A 16,112-nucleotide genomic window follows, 5' to 3' on the forward strand; every position below is an offset into this window, starting at 1 on the left:
TTTGTCGTGCTTACTCTCAACGATATTATCAATGTCAGCTTCCGCAAATCGAATTTTTCCGGTTATCGTACCGAAGATGTAGATGCCTTTATTGATCAGGTGAAGGATTCCTACGACCAACTGCTGAAAAAAACGATGGAGCAGGCCGAAGTGTACGAAACACTGGCAAACGAAAAGAAAGAGCTGGAGAGAAAACTCTCCGTTCTGGCGGAAAAGATTGAGGATTACCGTCAGGAAGAAAGCGAGATCAAAACCGCTCTGGTCAGCGCGCAGAAGCTGGGCGAATCTTCTGTCAGGGAGGCGCGCCATAAGGCAGAAATCATCCTGAAGGACGCGAATTTGAAGGCCGAGCGCATTCTCGGCACCGCCAAGGCGGATGTGGTTGAACAGCAGCGCGAGCTGGATGAGCTGAAGAAAAAGGTCATCGAATTCCGCACCAAGCTGCTTGCGATTTACAAAGAGCATCTGACGCTGATCGATGCGATCCCCAGCCGCAAGGAAGAGTTTGCGCAGGAAGGCAGCCATGCCGCAGCCGAGCCGGAGAAAGAGCAGGAGGAGCCGGAGCAGCAGAGCCACTATATGCCCGAGGAGCCTCCCGTGCCCGCAGAGCCGGAGCCGGAGTACACCCCGGAACCGGAGAAGGACGACTTTTCTGTCGACGCCGCGGTGTTCGATACAGAGTCGCCGAATCACGACCTGCGTTATGATGTTTTAAAATTTGATGAAGTGGATGAATCCGGAGAAGAATAAGTACATCACCCGAAATCCGGGTCCGGAGTATTTCATAGATGGAGGAGGGACGGAGCGATCCGCCCTTTTTTCCTGAAAGAGAGGGAGTTTCTTTTGCCTTATATTGCAGTGTTTTTGTCCTTCGTCGCGGCAGCGGCGGGGATTGCCGTAGATCAGGTTCTGAAAGCCGCGGTGGTGGAGCAGCTGAAACCACTGGGCCGGATTGAGTTGATCCCGGGCTTTTTTCAGCTTACCTACGTGGAAAACCGCGGCGCGGCGTTCGGCATACTGGCGAACTACCAGTGGCTGTTTATTGCCGTTACCGCTGTGGTTTGCCTTTTGATCGCGGCGGCGCTGATTTTTTACCGCGGCCACACCGCCCTGACCCGTACGGCGCTCACGCTGATTCTGGCCGGTGGAATCGGAAACATGATCGATCGGCTGCGCTATCAGTATGTGGTGGATTATATTCACTTTCAGTTCTTCCCGCCGGTATTCAACTTTGCGGACATCTGCGTCACGGTTGGCTGTGCGCTGCTGGTGATCTACCTGCTGTTCTTTGCAGACGACAGGGGCCGGCCCAAGCAGCCGGGGCGTTATGCCAAATACGCGCACTACAATCAGAACAGAAATCACAGAATGGGTGGTTAAGGTGCAGAAAAAGCTGCTGGTAATCGGGGCGGAGCATCAGGATGCCCGGGCGGACCTGGCAGTGAGCGAGCTGCTGGAGGGCCAGACGCGCTCCGGCGTGCAGAAGCTGATGCTTGCGGGCGCGGTGCTGTGCGGCGGGCGTCCGCTTTCTAAGAACGACCGGGTGGCCGAGGGCCAGACGATCGAGGTGCTGCTGCCGGACCCTGCCCCTATGGAGCAGGCGAAACCGGAAAACATCCCGCTCGATATCGTCTATGAAGATGACGACCTGCTGGTAGTCAATAAGCCGAAGGGCATGGTGGTTCATCCCGCGCCGGGCAACCGCGACAAAACGCTTGTCAACGCGCTGCTGTACCATTGCGGCGATTCCCTGTCCGGAATCAATGGGGTCATCCGCCCCGGCATTGTGCACCGTATTGATAAAGATACCAGCGGCCTTTTGATCGTCGCGAAGAATGATTTTGCCCACCAGAGCCTTGCCGCGCAGATTAAAGAGCATTCCTTTACCCGTGAATACGAGGCCGTGGTATACGGCCATCTTCGCGAGCAAAGCGGCACGGTGGATGCACCCATCGGCCGGCACCCGACCGACCGCAAGAAGATGACGGTCACGCAGAAAAACAGCCGCCGCGCAGTCACGCACTATCAGGTGCTGGAGGAACTGCCCGGCTTTTCCTATGTGCGTCTGCGGCTTGAAACGGGCCGAACCCATCAGATTCGGGTGCATATGGCGTATTTGGGCCACCCCGTTGCGGGCGACCCGGTATACGGGCCGAAAAAAGTGATTCCCTCGCTGAACGGCCAGTGCCTGCACGCGAGAGTCATCGGCTTTTGTCACCCGCGCGACGGCCGGTATATTGAGCTGACAAGTCCGCTTCCGCCGTATTTTACCGATTTTCTGGCACGTCTGCGCAGTCAGCCGTACTGATCTTCCATAAAAATTTGGAATTGTAGCGGCGCTCCCCTGCTAAAGATATGGGGGCAATGCCTGTTTTTTTACTTTTCGTCGCTGGTGATAGTATAAGGAGGTTCTCTTTTGAAGCTTCAGGATATATTCTTGGTGTCTGATCTTGACGGTACCCTGATTGGTGCAAACCATACGATACCGCAGCGCAATATCGATGCGATCCGGCGGTTTCAGGAGCAGGGCGGCCGCTTTGCCGTGGCGACCGGGCGCTCCGTGAATTCCGGAGAGCGCTATTGCCGCCAGGTGCAGCCCAAGGGGCTTTGTGTGATGCTGAACGGCTCTATTTTATACGATTATGAGCAGGATGAGATTGCCAAGGCGTTCTTTCTGCCGCCGCAAGCGAGGGACTATGCCCGCCTTCTCACAGAACACTTTCCGGAGATAGGCTGTGAGGTATTCGCGCAGCGCAGGCAGTTTGTTTTGCGCGCGAATCAGTATGTCAGGGCGCATCTGGGGAATGAGAACCTGCCCTGTGTAGAGATAGACGCAGGCGAAATTACCGACCACTGGTGCAAGGCGTTGTGTGCCGCCGACCCCGAAACCAAGCTGAAAATACAGGCCTTTACCGAGTCCTTTGCGCACCCCGGAGTCCGTTTTGTGCAGAGCGAGAAGTGCTTTCTGGAAATGCTGCCCGAAGGAGTCGACAAAGGCAGCGGCCTGTTAGAGATTCTGCGGCAGACCGGCTTGCCTCGTGAGAATCTGGTGGTGATCGGCGACTATTATAACGATGTGGAGATGCTGCACGCCGCCGGTTTTGCAGCAGTGCCCTCCAATGCGCCGCAGGACATTCGGCAGATGGCTGATCTCGTCGTAGGCGACTGCCGAGACGGCGCGGTAGCCGACCTGATTGAATATCTGGAACGCGCGGAATAAGGGGTGGCGGTGGAAGAATGGATCAGGATGCCCGTCAGGTTCGCTGGCTGCTTGCCGTCGCGATCATTCTCTGCGCCTTGATGATCGGGTATAACGTGCTGTTTGTGCCGCAGGTAACGCTGACGGCCGTGGTGAAAACAGACCTTTCTTCTGCGGCGCAGGCGGCGGTTCCCTCCGCACCGGACGACGTTTCTCAGCCGGAGGGCTACGAGCCGGAGCCGGTGGAGCAGACCGCGCTGGTCAATCTGAATACGGCAGATGCCGAAGAGCTGGAAACGCTGCCCGGAATTGGTCCGGCAACAGCGCAGAAGATCATCGCTTACCGCGAATCCGTCGGGGCCTTCCAGAGCACGGAGGAGCTGATGCAGGTAGGCGGGATCGGTGAAAAAACATTCGAAAAGCTCAAAGAGCTTGTGACGGTGGAAGCAGCAGAGTGAAAACCCCCGACGGGGCCGACTGCCCCGCACAGGTTTTGATATCTACATAAGAAAGGGGAAGATCCAATGCAGGAAAACGGACAGAACGACATGCTCTCGGAAAACCAGAAGAGATTTCGATGCAGAATCTGCGGATATATTTTTATCGGCAGTGAGCTTCCCCAGGATTTTCGATGTCCCCGGTGCGGGTCCGATAGCGAGCAGTTTATTGAATTAAGACAAAGATGAGTAAGAGGGGACTGCATCCTTACCAAGGATGCAGTCCCCTCTTACTCTGCATCTGCGCAAATCCCGCAGGAATTACTTGCAAAATGCAGGGAAAATGGGTAAAATAAGGAAAATAAGCAGAGGGGGAGAAGTTTATGGCGGTGAGTCCCTTGCAGGATATCATGAATCATTACCTTTGGAATTTCAGCGCATATCTGTTGGCGCTGGCGATTATTTTGCTGAACGCGGCCCGCAGCGTGTATTTTTATTTGAGGAGCAAGCATAGACCCCTGTACCCGAAGCGCGGCAGACTGGACCTTCTCATCAGCCTGCTGTGCGGCGTGTCGCTGGCGATGGGTCTGATGTTCCAGGGGGTTCTGGCGGACAACAATGCCCCCGACATCTATCATTGGTCAAGCTATCTCTGGATGGTCTGCCTTGTTTCGCTGGCGCTGTTTGTCGTTCAGATCGTATTTCACATCAAGACCCCCTCTGTGCGCCCCAGAGTGGAACCGACAGACGAAATTCCGGCGCTGCAGACCGCGCCGCAGGAGCAGTTCCAGCCACAGACTCCTTTGGAGCAGCCCGCGGTTTCTCAGGAAGATTCCGCGCCGAAGGACGGGGAATGACGGCAAACTTTTCCCGTGCGGAGTGAATTAATTTTATAAGGCCAAGAGCAAACTTCGCGCTATGAGCCTTTTGACATTTCGGGATGTTTCGGAATACAGAAATTTATTGTAAATAAAATTCCGGTTCTACTTGTGTGCCGCTTCTTTGTCTGTTACAATCAAGGCAAAGGAGTGGCCACTGTGAATTTAGCCGTAATTCATATTTTAAATAATAAACTCCATCGTTACTGCTAACGGCTATCCCTGAAAGGGAATAGCCGTGGGTCGTTATGCCCACATGGCAGTAAACGGATTTCTGTCATTGGTGAGCAGCCAATGACTTTTTTATGTTTGGAGTGAATTATAATATGAATAAAAAGCTGGCCTATCATGCTTTTATTGTTTTGGAATGCGTCCTCTGGGGCGTTGGAAATACCGTCACTAAAATTGGCCTGCAATCGATCTCGCCATTTTATTGTCTGACGATCCGCTTCTTTTTATCGTTTGGTTTGTTTGTTCTGTTTTTCTTTCCAATACTGACAAAATACAGCACTGAACTGAAAAAATGTATCCCAATCAGCGTTATGACAGCCGCATCTTTTATTTTATCAACGCTGTCCCTGCAATTTGCGCCTGTGACCACGGCCGGGCTGTTGATGGCTTTGTCCGTAGTGTTTACCCCCATTTTGGCCCTTTTGGTTCACAAAACGCAACCTGAAAAGAAAATAGCAGGCGCTGTGCTGCTGGTGCTTACGGGTTTGTATCTCATTTGTGGCATTAGTGGAGAGAATGCTTTTGGGATTGGTGAACTTATGGCGCTGATCAGTTCGTTTTGTTTAGCCGTCACACTTACATTCAGCGCAAAGCTTGTCAGCACAATCGAACCTGTCGTTTTATCAACAGTCCAATCAGGAGTGACTGCCCTGATTTCACTCTTCTTTTCAGTTATGCTGGAGGATTTTCGTTCCCTTTATCATGTATCTGCCTCCGGGTGGCTTTCCATCCTTTATTTGGCAGCGGGGTGTACGTTTATCGCTTATCTTCTGCAAAACATTGCATTAAAGCATATCTCTCCTGTTTTTGCATCGATCGCTTTTTGCACAGAGCCTGTTTTTACCGCTTTGTCTGCCTATCTGATGTTAGGTGAGCAGTTGTCTGCTTTCGGGTATCTGGGGTCGGTATTTATCCTTATGGGGATGGTCGTGAGCTCGCTGCCGAAAAGGGTGTCCTCTAACTGACTTTCAAGGGTAGGGGAACTGAAACTGCATTTTAAACTTTTCTAAAGTAGTATCCATATCCTGACGACAAGGAAAGGGCCGGATTTTCAACACTGAAAATCCGGCCTTTTCCATTTTTATATTGGGGATGATTTCTTTTGTATCTGATGTCGTCGAGGCTCAGTCGCCAAAGCTGATGCCGATGTCCCGCGCGGACTGAATCATCTCGCAGTCCAGCGGAACAGCCTTGAGCTTGCCTGCCACCTCTCCCAGCGGAACGGGTACGATCTTCTGGTTCTGCAGGGCCATCATGCAGCCGAAATGGCGATCCTGAATCATTTGGGCCGCGGCGGTGCCAAGGCGGGTCGCCAGCACGCGATCATAAGGACAGGGGCTGCCGCCGCGCTGAAAATGACCGGGAATCGTCACGCGCACCTCGTTGCCGGTGCGCTCGCTGATCTCTTTGGCCAAACGGTAAGAAAGGGAAGGCTCTGTCATTTTGGCCCGCTGTGCTTTCAGTTCTTTTTTGGAAAGGGCCGCTTCTTTATCCGAAATGGCTCCCTCCGCCACGGCCAGAATCGAAAACTGCTTGCCGGAGCGCTTCCTCTGCTGCAGCGCACGGCTGATGGAATCGATGTTATAGGGGATTTCGGGCAGGAGAATCGCATCCGCGCCGCCCGCGATGCCCGCGTGCAGCGTCAGCCAGCCCACCTTGTGGCCCATCAGCTCCACGATGAACACCCGCCCGTGCGACGTGGCGGTGCTGTGGATGGAGTCGATGACCATCGAAGCGATCTCCACCGCGCTGGAAAAGCCGAAGGTCATTTCGGTGTTCCACAGGTCGTTGTCGATGGTTTTGGGCAGTGTGATCACATTCAGCCCCTCCCCGCTGAGCAGGTTCGCGGTTTTGTGGGTGCCGTTGCCGCCCAGAATCACAATACAGTCGAGCCTGAGCTTCTTATAGTTTTTCTTCATCTGCTCAACCTTTTCGCTCTGGCTGCCCTCGGGGCCGCGAATCTCTTTAAACGGCTGGCGCGAGGTGCCCAGAATCGTGCCGCCCAGCGTTAAAATACCGGAAAAGTCGCGGGGGGACATCTCCCAGTAATCGCCCTCCATCAGGCCGCGGTATCCGTCGCGGATTCCAAATATGGCAACGTCGTCCTCAAATTTTTCGTAAAGTGCTTTTCCTACGGCGCGAATCGCGGCGTTTAGCCCCTGGCAGTCGCCTCCGCTGGTCAGAATTCCAACTCTCATCGTTGTGGGCCCCTTTCCGTTATTTGAGCCGCTTCGCCTTATCCGCATCGCGGATCGGCTCCATCAGCTTGCTTTCCTCCGATTTTTTCAGTTCCGTCAGGCTCTTTCTCGCCATGGTGGAGAACAAAGACTGGCAATTGACGGCGGCCTTGCCGCGCCGGCTGACGTGCAGGTAAGTCGTATCCGGCTGCATCATGCGTGTGTTGACATTGTCGCTGCGCAGAATTTCCAGAATTTCAAACGCGCGGCGCTTCAGCTCTTCGCCCTCAATGGGGAACACGAGCTCTACCCGGCGGTCCAGGTTACGGGGCATCCAGTCGGCGCTGCCCATATAGATTTTGGGGTCGCCCCCGTTTTGAAAGGCGTAAATGCGGCTGTGCTCCAAAAGCTGGCCCACAATACTCTGCACGGTGATGGTTTCGCTCAGCCCTGGCAGCCGGGGAATGAGACTGCACATGCCGCGCACGATCAGGTGGATCGGCACGCCGGCCTGCGATGCTTCGTACAGCAGTTCGATCATCTGCGGGTCGATCAGAGCATTTACCTTTACGGTGATGCCGCTGGGCAGCCCCTTGTTCGCGTTTTCGGTTTCGCGGCGGATCATGCGTTCAAAAACGTTCCGCATTCCCTGCGGCGCCACCACGAATTTGCGGTATTCCGGCGGGCGGGAATAGCCGGTAAGCACGTTGAACAGCGACGAAGCGTCGATGCCGTACGGCTCGCGGCACGTGAACACGCCGATGTCAGTATAGATTTTGGCGGTGGAGTCGTTGTAATTTCCGGTTCCCATGTGTACGTACCGGCGGATGCCGTCTTCCTCGCGCCGCACCACCAACAGGATTTTGCAGTGGGTCTTGAGGCCCGCAAGGCCATAGATGACGTGGCATCCGGCCTGTTCCAGCTTTTTGGCCCAGTTGATGTTGTTTTCCTCGTCAAAGCGGGCTTTCAGCTCTACCAGCACCGTTACCTGCTTGCCGTTCTCCGCCGCGCGGATCAGCGCCGCGATGATAGGGGAATGGCCGCTGACGCGGTACAGGGTCTGCTTGATGGCCAGCACATCCGCGTCATCGGCCGCGCGGCTGACAAAATCGACCACGCACTGAAAGCTTTCGTACGGGTGGTGCACCATCCGGTCTTTTTCCCGAATGGCCTCGAAAATATCGTCATAGCCCCAGAAGGCCGCGGGGGGATAGACCGGCTTGATCGGGTCAAAGCACAAAGCGTCGTACCCCGGCAGGGACGCAAATTTGGTCAGGTATGTCAGGTCGATGGGCCCGGGCACCTCGAACAGGTCGTTCGGCTTCAGGTCGAGCATCTCTACAAGAAAATCCTTGATTTCGGCGTCGCAGTTCTGCAAAAGTTCCAGCCGCACGGGCCGCCCGCGCTTGCGCTTTTTAATGGATTTCTGCACCTCGGTCAGAAGGTCCTCGGCGTCCTCGTCGATTTCCAAATCAGAGTTTCTCGTCAATCGAAAGGGCGAGCAGGCTTCGATGTGGTGCATGCCGAACAGATTGTTGATTTTATAAGAGATAATATTCTCCAGCAGCACATAAATTTTTCGTTCCGGGTCGGGTACCAGCAAAAACCGGGAAAGGATCGACGGCACCTGTACCACCGCGAACAGGGATTCCTCTTCGCCCTTCAGGCGAACCGCCAGATTCAGGCTCTTGTTTGTGAGCATGGGGAACGGGCGGCTGCGGTCTACCGCGAGCGGCGTCAGCACCGGGTACAGAATCTTATCAAAATAATCCGAAAGAAAATTCTGTTGTTCCTCACTCAGGTCGCTCGGCGCGCAGAAAAAGACGTTCTCCTTCCGCAGGGCCGGCAGAATCGAGCGGTGCAAAGACGTATACTGCTGCTCGGTAAACGAACGGATTTTGCGTGTCAGGCGAACCATCAGCTCATCCGGCGTCAGGCCGGAAAGGTCGGGAATTTTATAGCCCGAGTGCACCTGGGCCTTGACGCCCGCTACGCGCACCATAAAAAACTCATCCAGATTGGAAGAGGTGATCCCCAAAAACCGCAGGCGCTCCATGACGGGATTTTCCTTTTCAAAGGCCTCCTCCAAAACGCGCCAGTTAAAATCCATCCAGCTCAGTTCCCGGTTGATAAAGGGGAGCTGTTTGTTCTCACCCATAGTGTTTCCCCCTCTCTCAAAGCATCAGCGTTTTGATTTTCAGTACGGGATGAATCCCGAATACCTCCTGGAAAAACGGCGCGCACAGATCGAACGCCCATTTTTCCAGCGTCAGGTTCCCGTCGCTGCTGCCCGTGATCACAAGCCGGTCTTTTTCCAGCTTGATCGTAATATCCTCCAGCTTCTGCGTCTGCGATTTATCCAGCGCGTTCGAAAGGCGGAAAATCGCCACGAGCTTTGAAATCATCAGGCGGGTCTGTTTGTCAAGGCGGTTGAATTCCGGGTCGTCGTCGCTGGGTACGCAGTATTCGTCGTAGCTGGACAAAAACGCGATCATCAGCACCTCGCGGTCGGTCAGGCCATAAATGTCGATGTTCTTGACCAGATCGAACGTGCTGTTCAGGTGCTCTTTGGAATTGATGTAATACCCCGCGTCGTGCAGGATGCAGGCCAGCTCCAGAATCAGTCTGCTCTTGTAATCCATGCCGTGAATCTTTTTGGTTTTGTCAAAAATCCGGCACGAAAAACGGCGCACCGCGTCCGAATGCGAGCGGTTGCAGCGGTAGCGGTCGGCGATCCACTGCGCGCACGAAATCGCGCTGTTTACGACATGGGTTTCGTAATCCTTTTTGCTTTTCGGTACCAGCATCTGGCGCAGAAGAGCGTCCCACAGCTCTACCTTCGGGCAGATCACCCGGTCGGCGTGCGTCAGCTGCAAAAGCTGCATGTAAATTACCAGCACCGGGTACAGCACCTGTGCGCTGGCATCGGTGATGTCGTACTTGGCAGCGAGAGAGTCCGGCGTCATGACGCGAACCTCCTGCAGCAGGCGGCCGATCAGCTCCGACTGGATGATGTAATGCCCCTGCTCGGGTGTAACGCTGCAAATGCGCGCAATCAGCTCGATCTCGCTGCCTGCCAGCACCAGGTTGCGGATGCTCTTCAGGCGTCCGGGAATGGGGATGTGCTTCACGATCAGGTTCAGGTATTCCTCTACCACCGTATCGAAATCGCCGCTGTTTTCCTGAATGCTGCCGAGCATGTTGTACAGCTTCATCGGCCCGATGGAGATGTTCTGCGAGAAGATCATATTCGTTCCGTCGAAAATGGAAAGTCCGATGCTGCCGGTGCCGATGAACGAAATCAGGGTGTTGCCGGCCGGAAAGTTCGGCATGGCCTGGATCGAGTTCAAAACCTCGGAGTAGATCAGCGTTTTTTCCTGGTCGTCCTCCAAAACCTGTACGGTGATCCCGTTCTGGATTTTCAGCTGGTCGGTGATGTAATCCCGGTTCTTCGCCTCGCGCAGGGCCGTGGTGGCCACCACGCGCTGCTGCTCGGCGCCGTATTCCTTCATCACATCGCTGTATCCGTGCAGGGTGGAGGAAATATTCCAAAGGCTTTCAAAGCTGATTTTCCCGCCGTGAAACACCTCAGAGCCAATCTTGACGGGGTATTCCAGCCGATCCAGCGTGACGATTTTGTCCTTTTGCAGCTGAGCAATTTTCATTTTCAGCATGCTCGAGCTGATGTCAATAACAGCGGCCACTTTGCCTCCCTTTTTACGGTTCATCCCACAGTCCCTCCTCTGCAATATGAAATAGTATACTCAAATAATAGGATGGATTTCTTCTCCGCTGAAGACGGGAAAGAAATCCGCACTTTTTATGATTGTATGATTATAGCATGATAACAACGGTAAGGGTATTTTCTTTCCTCAAAAGCGGTACCTTGAGCAGTGTTATCATGCTTCAATGTTCTCTCAGGCGCCCGAAGCTTTGCTTCGGCTTGCGCCGTGAGGTTATTATAGCAAACAGGGCATAGAATATCAATTCGCTTCCCTTTAAAATTCTGCGAAAAATGTCGCAAAACCGGAGCCCCAAAATGAGAGTCAGACGCGAGGTATTGCGTTTTGCCGGTAGATTGTGGTATACTTCTTAAATATAAAGAATCGGGTGGTGTGCGTTCCGCCCGAAAAACAGCCGGGCTGATCCGGAATGCCCGGCGTTATCCGCCGGAGAGGGCTGTGGCGCCAACCGGCGGGATAACGCCTGCTTTGTGTGTCCATAATAGCATTATGGAGGAACCAGTATGACTGACTTTGAGCTATGCATGAACTGTATGTCGGAGCGGCCCGTGGGCGAGCCATGCCCTCATTGCGGGTGTCCGACGGATGAGCCGCAGCGGCCGGACGCGCTGCCGTTCAAAACCATGCTGCAAAATCGATATATGATCGGCTTGGCCCGCAAGAGCAACGGAGAGGGAATCTCTTATATCGGCTACGACAGTGTGCTGAATATCAAAACGTTGATTCGTGAGTTTTTTCCCCAGACGATGAGCGAGCGCCTGCCGGACAGCCAGACGGTGCGTGTGGTAGACGGCAGTGAGGTCACGTTTCAGGAATATAAAACCTCCTTTTTAAATGATGCGCGTGAGCTGGCACATATGCGGCAGCTTTCTGCCATCGAGCAGATTTACGATATTTTTGAAGAAAACGGAACGGCCTATACGGTAGCGGAGTGGGAAGAATGCATCACACTGCGCTATTTTGTGGAGCGCCGCGGCGGCAGCCTGGACTGGAATGCCGCCCGCCCGCTGTTCATGCCGGTGCTGTCCGCGCTTTCCACACTGCATTCCAAGGGCGTAAATCACCTTGGCATTTCGCCTGACACGCTGGTGATTCTGCAGGACGGCCGCATGAAACTGACCGATTTTGAGCTGGACGCCGTGCGCCGTATGGATACCGACCTGCCGCCGGACTTGGTGGCGGGCTGCGCCGCGCTCGAGCAATATGTGATGAATTATGTGCCGGATGAGTCGACGGACGTGTACGGCTTTGCCGCATGTCTGTTTTTTGCGCTGACCGGCGCTCTGCCGCAGGATGCTTTGCGCCGCAAGGGGGATTCGCGGCTGATGATCCCGACCAGTACGCTCAAAAGTCTGCCCCCGTATGTGATCACCGGCCTGGCCAACGCTCTGCAGGTGATGCCGTCCAAACGAACCCCTCATTTTGAGCGCCTGCGGGCTGAGCTTTCGGCAGCGCCCACTGTTACGGCAAAAATAGAGGAACCCCTGCCGCCGGAGTCTGCTCCGGAACCGGAGCCCGCCCGACGCGGCATCCCGGGCATTGCCTGGGCAATCGGTTCCGGTGTGGTTTCTTTGGCTGTTTTTGTTTGTATCGGGATCTTCTGGCTGTTCCCGCCAAGCTTTGGCGGCACGGCCGGCGCTGCGGATTCCACCGCCATGAAGGCGACTGTGGAATCTGCCGATTCCGGGATGCTGATGAACGGCCTTGACGCGGCGGAGCTTTCCGGCACGGAGCGCGTTCAGGTTCCCGATCTGGTGGGGCAGAAGCTTGACGACGTTCTGGCGGCGGAAAGCGCCGGAACCGAGGACTACGACATTCTGGTCTCTGATCAGGAGTTCAGCGATACGGTGGCCGAAGGCAAGATCATCCGGCAGTCCCCTACGGCGGGCGAGCTGGCGCAGAAGGGCGTGAAAATCGTCGTTGTCGTCAGTCAGGGCGCTCAAATGCGTTCCCTGCCCGAGATTCGGGGCATGAGTCTGGAGGATGCCTCTCTGGCGGTTACGTCTGCGGGGCTGACCCCTGCAAAGCGGGATGTGTTTGACGACACCGTACCGGCCGGGCAGGCCGTCGGTTACCAGGACCACAAGGCGGGCGATTCGCTGGAGTACGGCGCCCATGTGGTGATTTTATTGAGCAAGGGGCCGGACCCGTCCGTTCTGGGCGGCCCGGCCGGAAGCGGAGGAACATAATACAATGGCAAAGGTAGCGTTGATCGCTTATACGCCGCAGCCGGAGCAGACGGTGGCAGCCGCCGCAAAGCTCTGCTATTCCGCTGCGGATGTGGAACATATTATGGACGGTCTCACAGAGGAAAAAACCGCCCGTTTTGTCGAGATGCTCTCTGAGATCGGGCATGAAAGCCCGATTGAGCACGCATCGTTTACATTTGCGATCGAAGGAGTGTCGCGCGCGTTTCTGGCGCAGATGACCCGTCATCGCATTGCTTCTTACAGCGTGCAGAGCCAAAGATATGTAGCGGAGCATCAGTTCGGCTACGTGATCCCGCCCGAGATTGAGGCGATCCCCGAGGCACGGCAGGAATTCATCGAATCGATGGAGGAAGCCCAGCGCCGGTATGAAACTCTGACCCGCCTGCTGCAGGAAAAACATCAGGCCCAAATGATCGCGGAGGGCAAAAAGCCGGAAGAGGCTGCCCGCGCGGCGCAGAAAAAGGCGATTGAGGACGCGCGCTTTGTGCTGCCGAACGCCTGTGAAACCAAAATGATCTGTACCATGAACGCCCGGTCGCTGTACAATTTCTTTTCGCACCGCTGCTGCAACCGCGCTCAATGGGAAATTCAGGAGGTCGCGATTCAGATGCTGCGTCTGGTGCGCGGCGTCGCGCCGAACCTGTTCTCTCACTGCGGCCCGCCGTGCGTGCGCGGCGGCTGTCCCGAAGGGAAGATGAGCTGCGGCAAGATGACAGAGGTACGCGCGTATTACAAAAATCTGGAGGAGCAGCCGTGAGCGGCCGGCTGGTCGTGATCGAGGGCCTTGACGGCAGCGGGAAGGCCACACAGACCGCGCTTCTGTGCGAGGCGCTCACAAAGAGCGGCGTGCGGCTGCGGCGGGTTTCTTTTCCGGATTATCAGGAGAAATCCTCCGCGCTGGTGAAAATGTATCTCGGCGGCGAGCTCGGCGCGCATCCGCAGGAGGTCAACGCCTTTGCGGCCAGCTCCTTTTACGCGGTGGACCGCTTTGCGAGCTATGTGCGCCACTGGCGCAGTGACTACGAAAACGGCAGCCTGATCGTTGCCGACCGGTATACCACCTCTAACATGGTATACCAAATGACGAAGCTGCCCCATTCGGAGTGGGATTCCTACCTGGATTGGGTCTGCGATTTTGAGTATAATAAACTGGAGCTTCCCGCACCGGACGCCGTGATTTATCTGGACATGCCGCTGGAAATCTCTCAGCGTCTGCTCCGGGAACGGTATGAGGGCGACGAAGCGAAGAAGGATCTGCACGAGCAGGACACCGCCTTTCTGGCTGCCTGCCGGCAAAGCGCATTATACTGCGCCGAAAAGCTGGGATGGCTTGTCATCCCATGCGCCGAAAATGGGCAGATCAAACCGGCACAGCAAATCCATGCGGAAATCATGGAAAGTGAAATCATAAAGGAATGTAGCGATTTATGTTAAAATTTGAATATGCAACGATCGAGGATCGGAAATGGCTTCAGCCGATTTTGGCGGCCAGCGGTAAAATGGGGAGCGAGAACGCGTTTGGCACCCTGCTTATCTGGAATGAATCATATCATTCCCGTATTTGCCGTCAGGATGGGTATGTGCTTTTGTCCTCGGGCGAGCATTTTCACACCTATAATTTCCCTTATGTGGCAGACCCTGCAAGCGCCGGGAGCCTCAGGGACGCTCTGCAGCTGCTGATTGACGACGCGGCGGAAAAGGGCTTTCGCTTTCAGATGTGGGGCATGACTGAAAAAGAGGTCGCCCGCATGGAAGAGGCGATGCCGGGCCGTTTTGAATTCAGCATCGACAGAGACGGCGCGGACTATATTTATAACAGCAGCGATCTGATTGAGCTGGCGGGCAGAAAATACCACGGTAAGCGCAATCACGTTTCCAAATTCAACCGCCAGTATCAGTGGGAATATGAGGATGTCACGGTCGATACGCTCGATGCGTGCCGCGAGGTCAGCTGCGAGTGGTGCCGCCAGAACGGATGCGACCCGGAAAACGGGCTGGATAAAGAGGTGCGCGCGCTTCGAAAAGCGTTCGCCAACTTTGAAGAGCTGAAGCTTTCCGGCGGTCTGATCCGCATTGATGGTAAGCCGGTGGCCTACACGATCGGCGAGGAAATCAATCCGCAGGTATTCCTGCTTCATTTTGAAAAGGCGCTGGCCGGTTACGACGGCCTGTACGCGGCAATCAACAACGAGTTTGCCCGCCGCAATCTCTCGGGCTACCAATATATCAACAGGGAAGAGGATCTGGGGCTGGAGGGCCTGCGCAAGGCAAAGCTGTCTTACCACCCCGTAATCATACTGGAGAAGTACCGTGCGGTACTGAAGGGAACGGAATAATGAGCGGCAGAATCATCAGGCTGGCCCGCTGGGGCATGCAGCCGGAGCTCGAAACGATATGGCAGGTCTGCTTTGGGGACCCTAAGCGGCCCGTTGCCTATTTTTTCAATAATGCCTTTCAGCCGCGTACCTGTTTGGTCTACGAAATAGACGGCAGGGCGGCTGCAATGGTGCATATGCTGCCGGTGCGCATGGTGCAGCCGGGCGGCGAGGTGCGCGGCCACTATATTTACGCCGCCGCCACTCTGCCGGAATACCGTAAGCAGGGCTGCATGGGCGCGCTGCTGCGGGCCGCGGCGCATCTGGGCCTGAAACGCGGCGAGCACTTTTCGTGCCTGCTGCCGTCGAGCGATGCGCTGTATGATTACTACGCGAATTATGGTTACGAAGAAGCCTTTTTTACCCGTTTTGTCACCGTTTCGGCGGAAGAGCTTTCGCAGCTTTCCGCGGGGGCGCAGCGCGGGCAGGTGGTTTTGGGCTATTCGAAGATGAAACAAATCCGGGAAGAACAGCTTTCTTCCCTTTGGGGTTCCGTTTTGTGGGATGAGCGCGCGCTCTGCTTTGCGCAGGGCTTTAACCGCCAGTACGGCGGCAAGCTGATCGCCGTGCAGTCGGGCGAGGATGCGGCCTGGGCGCTCTGCCGCCTGCTGGAGGACGGCTCCTGCGAGGTGACCGAGCTGATGGCGAATGAAGCGGCGTTCCCGGCGCTTCTCGGGCAGTTGCTTGCCGAAATGCCGGCGCAAAGCTATCACCTGCGCCTGCCGGAAAACGGAGCGCTGTTCCCGAACAGGGGCGAGGTTCGGCGGTTTGGTATGCTCCGGCCGCTCAGGCCGGTGGAACATAACGGCAAGGCCTATTTGGGGCTGACGCTGGATTAACTGAAAAAGGGGATGTGACTGGA

Annotated in this window: 15 protein-coding genes; 12 read left to right on the forward strand and 3 right to left on the reverse strand. The window is 55.4% G+C overall.

All coding sequences use genetic code 11. The features are described from left to right. Positions 1-6: 6 nt before the first annotated feature. The 7 genes from HMPREF1141_RS03775 (at position 7) to HMPREF1141_RS03805 (ending at position 5,710) form a co-directional block, all read left to right on the forward strand. Positions 7-750, forward strand: a complete 744-nt coding sequence (locus HMPREF1141_RS03775) for a DivIVA domain-containing protein (RefSeq protein ID WP_009061244.1) — start codon at positions 7-9, stop codon at positions 748-750. A 93-nt stretch (positions 751-843) separates the two neighbouring features. Beyond that, positions 844-1,380: a signal peptidase II gene (gene lspA, locus HMPREF1141_RS03780; protein ID WP_009061216.1), complete on the forward strand. Its 537-nt coding sequence runs from the start codon at positions 844-846 to the stop codon at positions 1,378-1,380. Then, complete coding sequence (locus HMPREF1141_RS03785; protein WP_155863471.1) at positions 1,373-2,308, forward strand: RluA family pseudouridine synthase; 936 nt, start codon at positions 1,373-1,375, stop codon at positions 2,306-2,308. The genes lspA and HMPREF1141_RS03785 overlap by 8 nt, the downstream gene beginning before the upstream one ends. A 108-nt stretch (positions 2,309-2,416) precedes the next feature. Further along, a complete protein-coding gene (locus HMPREF1141_RS03790; RefSeq protein WP_009061248.1) occupies positions 2,417-3,220 on the forward strand; it encodes an HAD family hydrolase in 804 nt (267 codons plus the stop codon). Positions 3,221-3,237: 17 nt separating this feature from the next. Then, positions 3,238-3,657, forward strand: a complete 420-nt coding sequence (locus tag HMPREF1141_RS03795) for a ComEA family DNA-binding protein (protein WP_009061198.1) — start codon at positions 3,238-3,240, stop codon at positions 3,655-3,657. Positions 3,658-4,019: 362 nt separating this feature from the next. Next, the gene (locus HMPREF1141_RS03800; RefSeq protein WP_009061236.1) at positions 4,020-4,493 is read left to right on the forward strand and encodes a hypothetical protein; all 474 of its coding nucleotides are present in this window, start codon (positions 4,020-4,022) and stop codon (positions 4,491-4,493) included. Positions 4,494-4,840: 347 nt separating this feature from the next. Then, entirely contained in the window at positions 4,841-5,710 is an 870-nt protein-coding gene (locus HMPREF1141_RS03805) for a DMT family transporter (RefSeq protein ID WP_035316521.1), read from the forward strand. A 159-nt stretch (positions 5,711-5,869) separates the two neighbouring features. On the opposite strand, the gene HMPREF1141_RS03810 is transcribed toward HMPREF1141_RS03805, so the two are convergent. From HMPREF1141_RS03810 to HMPREF1141_RS03820, 3 genes are read right to left on the reverse strand one after another with little or no spacing between them, the layout of a single operon-like run. Next, on the reverse strand, positions 5,870-6,943 hold the full coding sequence (locus HMPREF1141_RS03810; RefSeq protein WP_009061256.1) for an ATP-dependent 6-phosphofructokinase: 1,074 nt from the start codon (positions 6,941-6,943) through the stop codon (positions 5,870-5,872). A 19-nt stretch (positions 6,944-6,962) separates the two neighbouring features. Next, positions 6,963-9,080: an RNA degradosome polyphosphate kinase gene (locus tag HMPREF1141_RS03815; protein ID WP_009061287.1), complete on the reverse strand. Its 2,118-nt coding sequence runs from the start codon at positions 9,078-9,080 to the stop codon at positions 6,963-6,965. Between the two features lie 16 nt (positions 9,081-9,096). Next, positions 9,097-10,650, reverse strand: a complete 1,554-nt coding sequence (locus tag HMPREF1141_RS03820) for a phosphatase (RefSeq protein WP_009061194.1) — start codon at positions 10,648-10,650, stop codon at positions 9,097-9,099. Positions 10,651-11,168: 518 nt separating this feature from the next. On the opposite strand from HMPREF1141_RS03820, the gene HMPREF1141_RS03825 reads away from it, so the two are divergent. The 5 genes from HMPREF1141_RS03825 to HMPREF1141_RS03845 are packed head-to-tail and all read left to right on the forward strand — an operon-like array spanning position 11,169 to position 16,089. Next, positions 11,169-12,854 (forward strand): PASTA domain-containing protein, encoded by a 1,686-nt coding sequence (locus tag HMPREF1141_RS03825; protein WP_009061186.1) that lies wholly within the window; start codon positions 11,169-11,171, stop codon positions 12,852-12,854. A gap of 4 nt (positions 12,855-12,858) precedes the next feature. Next, positions 12,859-13,632: an FAD-dependent thymidylate synthase gene (gene thyX / locus HMPREF1141_RS03830; RefSeq protein WP_009061311.1), complete on the forward strand. Its 774-nt coding sequence runs from the start codon at positions 12,859-12,861 to the stop codon at positions 13,630-13,632. Then, the gene (locus HMPREF1141_RS03835; RefSeq protein ID WP_009061191.1) at positions 13,629-14,309 is read left to right on the forward strand and encodes a deoxynucleoside kinase; all 681 of its coding nucleotides are present in this window, start codon (positions 13,629-13,631) and stop codon (positions 14,307-14,309) included. Before thyX ends, HMPREF1141_RS03835 begins: the two co-directional genes overlap by 4 nt. Continuing rightward, the gene (locus HMPREF1141_RS03840) at positions 14,303-15,211 is read left to right on the forward strand and encodes a phosphatidylglycerol lysyltransferase domain-containing protein (RefSeq protein WP_009061262.1); all 909 of its coding nucleotides are present in this window, start codon (positions 14,303-14,305) and stop codon (positions 15,209-15,211) included. Before HMPREF1141_RS03835 ends, HMPREF1141_RS03840 begins: the two co-directional genes overlap by 7 nt. Then, positions 15,211-16,089 carry a GNAT family N-acetyltransferase gene (locus HMPREF1141_RS03845; protein ID WP_009061268.1) on the forward strand — a complete coding sequence of 293 codons (879 nt, stop codon included), beginning with the start codon at positions 15,211-15,213 and terminating at the stop codon, positions 16,087-16,089. The genes HMPREF1141_RS03840 and HMPREF1141_RS03845 overlap by 1 nt, the downstream gene beginning before the upstream one ends. The last annotated feature ends 23 nt before the right edge of the window (positions 16,090-16,112 follow it).

The organism is Clostridium sp. MSTE9, assembly GCF_000277625.1.
Taxonomy (GTDB): domain Bacteria; phylum Bacillota; class Clostridia; order Oscillospirales; family Acutalibacteraceae; genus Faecalispora; species Faecalispora jeddahensis.

What these genes read in the sequence shown, in the direction of transcription:
- HMPREF1141_RS03820 (WP_009061194.1), bottom strand. Translation starts at nt 10,650, where the DNA reads ATGAACCGTAAAAAGGGAGGCAAAGTGGCCGCTGTTATTGACATCAGC.
- HMPREF1141_RS03805 (WP_035316521.1), top strand. Translation starts at nt 4,841, where the DNA reads ATGAATAAAAAGCTGGCCTATCATGCTTTTATTGTTTTGGAATGCGTC.
- thyX (WP_009061311.1), top strand. Translation starts at nt 12,859, where the DNA reads ATGGCAAAGGTAGCGTTGATCGCTTATACGCCGCAGCCGGAGCAGACG.
- HMPREF1141_RS03815 (WP_009061287.1), bottom strand. Translation starts at nt 9,080, where the DNA reads ATGGGTGAGAACAAACAGCTCCCCTTTATCAACCGGGAACTGAGCTGG.
- HMPREF1141_RS03810 (WP_009061256.1), bottom strand. Translation starts at nt 6,943, where the DNA reads ATGAGAGTTGGAATTCTGACCAGCGGAGGCGACTGCCAGGGGCTAAAC.
- HMPREF1141_RS03825 (WP_009061186.1), top strand. Translation starts at nt 11,169, where the DNA reads ATGACTGACTTTGAGCTATGCATGAACTGTATGTCGGAGCGGCCCGTG.
- HMPREF1141_RS03800 (WP_009061236.1), top strand. Translation starts at nt 4,020, where the DNA reads ATGGCGGTGAGTCCCTTGCAGGATATCATGAATCATTACCTTTGGAAT.
- HMPREF1141_RS03845 (WP_009061268.1), top strand. Translation starts at nt 15,211, where the DNA reads ATGAGCGGCAGAATCATCAGGCTGGCCCGCTGGGGCATGCAGCCGGAG.
- HMPREF1141_RS03840 (WP_009061262.1), top strand. Translation starts at nt 14,303, where the DNA reads ATGTTAAAATTTGAATATGCAACGATCGAGGATCGGAAATGGCTTCAG.
- HMPREF1141_RS03795 (WP_009061198.1), top strand. Translation starts at nt 3,238, where the DNA reads ATGGATCAGGATGCCCGTCAGGTTCGCTGGCTGCTTGCCGTCGCGATC.